This window comes from Nioella sediminis (assembly GCF_001879695.1).
Lineage (GTDB): Bacteria > Pseudomonadota > Alphaproteobacteria > Rhodobacterales > Rhodobacteraceae > Nioella > Nioella sediminis.
Window position 1 is genome coordinate 1 of sequence record NZ_MNBL01000079.1, and the last position, 4,219, is coordinate 4,219.

5 protein-coding genes are annotated in these 4,219 nt (G+C 63.3%); 2 read left to right on the forward strand and 3 right to left on the reverse strand.

Annotation, left to right across the window (positions count from 1 at the left end):
- Positions 1-340 (forward strand): hypothetical protein (locus BKY26_RS20505; RefSeq protein ID WP_211267994.1); only part of this gene is annotated, 340 nt, incomplete at its 5' end.
- Here the strand turns inward: BKY26_RS20505 and BKY26_RS10875 are convergent.
- Genes BKY26_RS10875 through BKY26_RS10885 form a run of 3 tightly spaced genes read right to left on the reverse strand, consistent with a single transcriptional unit; the run spans position 337 to position 2,595 of the window.
- Complete coding sequence (locus BKY26_RS10875) at positions 337-1,302, reverse strand: methyltetrahydrofolate cobalamin methyltransferase (protein ID WP_071690418.1); 966 nt, start codon at positions 1,300-1,302, stop codon at positions 337-339. The two genes, BKY26_RS20505 and BKY26_RS10875, sit on opposite strands and share 4 nt — an antisense overlap.
- 10 nt (positions 1,303-1,312) lie before the next feature.
- Positions 1,313-2,248: a methylenetetrahydrofolate reductase gene (locus BKY26_RS10880; RefSeq protein WP_071690420.1), complete on the reverse strand. Its 936-nt coding sequence runs from the start codon at positions 2,246-2,248 to the stop codon at positions 1,313-1,315.
- Positions 2,249-2,283: 35 nt separating this feature from the next.
- Positions 2,284-2,595 carry a virulence factor gene (locus tag BKY26_RS10885; RefSeq protein WP_071690419.1) on the reverse strand — a complete coding sequence of 104 codons (312 nt, stop codon included), beginning with the start codon at positions 2,593-2,595 and terminating at the stop codon, positions 2,284-2,286.
- A 270-nt stretch (positions 2,596-2,865) separates the two neighbouring features.
- Between BKY26_RS10885 and BKY26_RS10890 the strand changes: the two genes are divergently transcribed.
- Complete coding sequence (locus BKY26_RS10890) at positions 2,866-4,041, forward strand: Ppx/GppA phosphatase family protein (RefSeq protein ID WP_083431413.1); 1,176 nt, start codon at positions 2,866-2,868, stop codon at positions 4,039-4,041.
- Positions 4,042-4,219: the final 178 nt, after the last annotated feature.

Below are 4,219 nucleotides of genomic sequence, written 5' to 3' on the forward strand. Positions count from 1 at the left end.
GCGGTTTCACATGAAGAATTTTCGGGAAAATTCTTCATTGTTAATTGAAAAATCTTCTGGAAGATTTTTCTCAGCAAACGATACGGATGTCTCCGCGGTCGCAGATGATCAGGAACTGACTTCCTGCCTCGACCAGGTGAAATCCGCGTTTGCGGACCTCAAGTTCCAACCTGTCCCGACCGACCTTGCGATCCACATCCGCTTTGCTGCGTCGGATCACGCCGCCTTTGGTAACGGCTTTTGCCGAGAAGACCTGGTCAAACCAAATATCGTTGCGGTGAATGGGGCGAAGATAGCTCATGCAGCCATCTTCGCCCCATTGCGGTTAACAGGCGATTAAGCGCGACGACGTCCGCCGCGGCGGCCGCCACGTCCTCCACCAGCTGCCATGGCGGCAGCGGCGGCTTCCGGGAACGGGGTGCCTTCCTTGGTGGCGTCCAGAACCTTGGCGAAGTTGATCCACTTGCCGCCATTGGGGTCATGGTTCATCAGGAAGTTGGCGGCGTTGATTGCCTCCATTTCCACAGGGCGCACCGGGTTCATGATAGCGCTGGTCATGCCCGCGCCGATAGCCATCGGCAGGAAGGCCGCGTTGATGCCGTGGCGGTTGGGCAGGCCGAAGCTGATATTCGACGCGCCGCAGGTGGTGTTCACACCCAGTTCCTCGCGCAGACGGCGCACCAGGGCGAAGACCTGCTGACCGGCGGTCGCCATGGCACCCACGGGCATCACCAGCGGATCGACCACGATGTCATGGGCCGGGATGCCGAAATCTGCGGCGCGTTCCACGATCTTCTTGGCCACGTCGAAACGAACATCGGGGTCTTCCGAAATGCCCGTATCGTCGTTCGAGATCGCCACCACCGGCACGTTGTATTTCTTGACCAGCGGCAGAACCAGTTCCAGCCGGTCCTCTTCCCCGGTGACGGAGTTCAGAAGCGGACGGCCCTCGGCGGCGGCAAGACCTGCCTCCAGCGCGCCGGGCACCGAGCTGTCGATGCAGAGCGGCACGTCGACCAGCCCCTGCACCAGCTCGATCATCTGGCGCATTAGCGGCGGTTCGGTCTCGTTCGGGTTGGGGTTGGAGTTGTAGACCACGCCCGCGTTCACATCGAGAACCATGGCCCCGCAGGCGACCTGCTCCAGCGCGTCCTTTTCAACGGTCGAGAAATCGCCCGCTTCCAGTTCTGCGGCCAGTTTCTTGCGGCCGGTGGGGTTGATGCGCTCGCCGATCACGCAGAAAGGCTCGTCAAAGCCGATGACGACGGTCTTGGATTTGGATTCGAGAACGGTACGGGTCATGGGCTCTTTCTCAGTTCTGGTTTGCGGGGGTGCCGGAAGCACCGCCATTGTCGATGGCCCACTGGGCGTTGGTCTTGATGCCACCGAGTGGGAAGAAGTGGACCTTCTCGATGTTGAAATCGGGGTTGGCGGCCTTGTGGGCGGCCAGTTCGTTCAGGATCTCATGCGGCTCGAAGGGCAGTAGCAGCTTGGTCACATCCTTGGCGCGCTTTTGCAGGACCTTGAGCGACGGGCCGACGCCGCAGGCGATGGCGAACTTGATCAGGGTCTGCAGTTTCGCGGGGCCGGCGATGCCGATATGGATCGGCAGCTTGATGCCCTCGGCCGACAGCCGGTTCGCCCATTCGATGACCGGGCCAGCCTCGAACGCGAATTGCGTGGCCAGCGCCATCTGCGCATCGGTACGCTCGGAAAACGCCTGCTTCCAGCGCAGCGCTTCCATCACGACCGCATCGCCGCCCTTGGGGTCGATGTCACGGTTGCCTTCAGGGTGACCGGCCACATGCAGACGCTGGAAGCCCGCCTTGTCGAAGAGCCCGGTTTCCATCAGCTGCATGGAGCTGTGGAAGTCGCCATGGGGTTTCTCGACCCCACCGGCCAGCAGCAGCGCCTGCTTCACATCCGCCTCGCCCTGGTACATGGCGATCCAGTTTTCTAGCGTCGCGGCATCCTTGATGATGCGGGCCGGGAAATGCGGCATGACGTCGAAGCCTTCGCCCTTCAGCCGCTTGGCGGTGGCGACCATGTCGGCGATCGGCGTGCCCTCGATATGGGCGATATAGACGCGGGTGCCTGTCGGCAGCAGGTCGCGGAAATTGTCCACCTTTTCGGCGGTGCGCGGCATCACCTCGATGGAGTAGCCCTGCAGGAAGGCCTCAAGCGCGGCGGGGTTGCCTGCGGGGGCCGCGGGCGCAGCGGCGGAGGAGCGGAATTTGAGCAGGGCCATCAGTTTCTCCAAGAACGAGGATGGTGGGGCGTTGGTCATTCGGCGGGGGCTTCTGCGTAGCCGTCATTGGCGATCAGCTGCTTGAGCTTGTCGGCGTCGTATTCGGCATCGATGGCGGCGGCTTGAGCATTTGCGACCTCCTGCGGGTCTCCTTCGACCTCGAAGGGCTCTGCCTTGCGAAAGCCGGACAGATAGGCGTCATCATCCTTGGCGCCCACCTTCATGGCGGCCCGGTCAATGGCCTGCTCGAACCGTTCCGGCAACGGGGCCTTGGCACCCCGACGACCTTTTCCGACGATGACCTGGGCGGGCATGTCGCGCCAGTAGACGATTGTGACAGCTGGCATGAGGCGTGATTCCTTCCTGAGTAAGGCTGCGCGGTGTTTTGCAGCAATCTAGGGCTTGGTCGGGTCTTCGCCCGTCTCGTTTTCGACCTCGTAGCGCGCCCCTGCGACGCGCCGTCCGATCAATAGGGGGGATGAGCCTGATCGGCCAGAGCGGGAGAGCCCCTAAATTCTCATGAAGATGATGAGCCAGTGCACAGAGCGGCGCAGACCCATTGTGCGATTGCAGCCGACGCGGTAGCGTGAGGGGAAGCGATGCGAAGGAGAGGGGTCATGGGCCGCCGCCGCCCCCGCCGGGGCAAGCCGAAACAACACGATGCCATTGCCGGGCAAGGCTCTGCCTCTGCGCGCATTGCGCCGGTTCCACCGCCCCCCGTCGCCTCGCCACAGCCGCTGCGCCCCGATCCCGCAGATCTCTATGCGGCGCTCGATCTGGGCACCAATTCCTGCCGGATGCTGATCGCGCAGCCAAAGGGCAACCAGTTGCATGTGGTCGACAGTTTTTCCAAATCCGTCCAGCTGGGGCTGGGGTTGGAGGCGTCCGGACGCCTGTCCCGGCAATCCATGGCCCGCACGGTCGCGGCGCTGAAAATCTGCAAGAAGAAGCTTCAACGCCACGATGTGAAGCGGATGCGACTGGTCGCGACCGAGGCCTGCCGCCGGGCGACCAATGCGGGCGAATTCATTTCGGTGGTGCAGCGTGAAACGGGGCTGGACCTGGAGATCATCCAGCCAGAGGAAGAGGCGCGGCTGGCGGTGGTGGCCTGTGCGCCGCTGGTGTCTACCCGGACAGAACAGTTGCTGGTGGTCGATATCGGCGGCGGATCGACCGAGCTGGTCTGGATCGACCTCAGCCGGGTTCCGCGCGTTGAACGGCCCCGCGCCATCATGCGGCTGCATCAGGGGTTTGACCACTCGGAGACGATCTTTCCCAAGGCCAAGGTGGTGGACTGGATCTCGATCCCGCTCGGGGTGGCGACGTTGAAGGATCTTTATCGGGACGTCGCCGATGACGGCGCGCGCTTTGCGCTGATGAGCTGGTATTTCGAGGAGCAACTGGCAGAGTTTTCGCCTTACGTGGATGCCGCCGATCAGGCGCGCGAGGGCTTCCAGATCATCGGGACCAGCGGCACGGTGACGACAGTCGCCGCCTCGCATCTGGGATTGCGCCGCTATGACCGCAACAAGGTGGACGGGCTGCGCATGACCTCGGACCAGATCGATTCGGTCATCCAGGATTACCTGTCGCTCGGCCCAACCGGTCGCCGCCGCGACCCGCGGATCGGGCGCGACCGGCACTCGCTGATCATGTCGGGATCGGCTATTCTGCAAGCGCTGCTGCGCGCCTGGCCCACGGACCGGCTGAGCGTGGCAGACCGGGGGCTGCGCGAGGGGCTGCTTTATGCGCAGATGTCCTCCGATGGGGTTCTGGAGGACGGGCCGTTCTAAGGCACGGGCGGTTTCGTCGCCTGTCGGCGTCGACCGGGGGGCGGGCCTCCTCACCCCCCGCTTGCGCGGGGACCTCGTCGGCCCGCTTGGGGGTTCCACCCCCAAACCCCCGAGGTATTTTTGCCAAGATGAAAGGGGGAGGGGCTTTCTTTGGGGCTTGTGGCCTTATATGGGGAGG

What these genes read in the sequence shown, in the direction of transcription:
- BKY26_RS10875 (WP_071690418.1), bottom strand. Translation starts at nt 1,302, where the DNA reads ATGACCCGTACCGTTCTCGAATCCAAATCCAAGACCGTCGTCATCGGC.
- BKY26_RS10880 (WP_071690420.1), bottom strand. Translation starts at nt 2,248, where the DNA reads ATGGCCCTGCTCAAATTCCGCTCCTCCGCCGCTGCGCCCGCGGCCCCC.
- BKY26_RS10885 (WP_071690419.1), bottom strand. Translation starts at nt 2,595, where the DNA reads ATGCCAGCTGTCACAATCGTCTACTGGCGCGACATGCCCGCCCAGGTC.
- BKY26_RS10890 (WP_083431413.1), top strand. Translation starts at nt 2,866, where the DNA reads ATGGGCCGCCGCCGCCCCCGCCGGGGCAAGCCGAAACAACACGATGCC.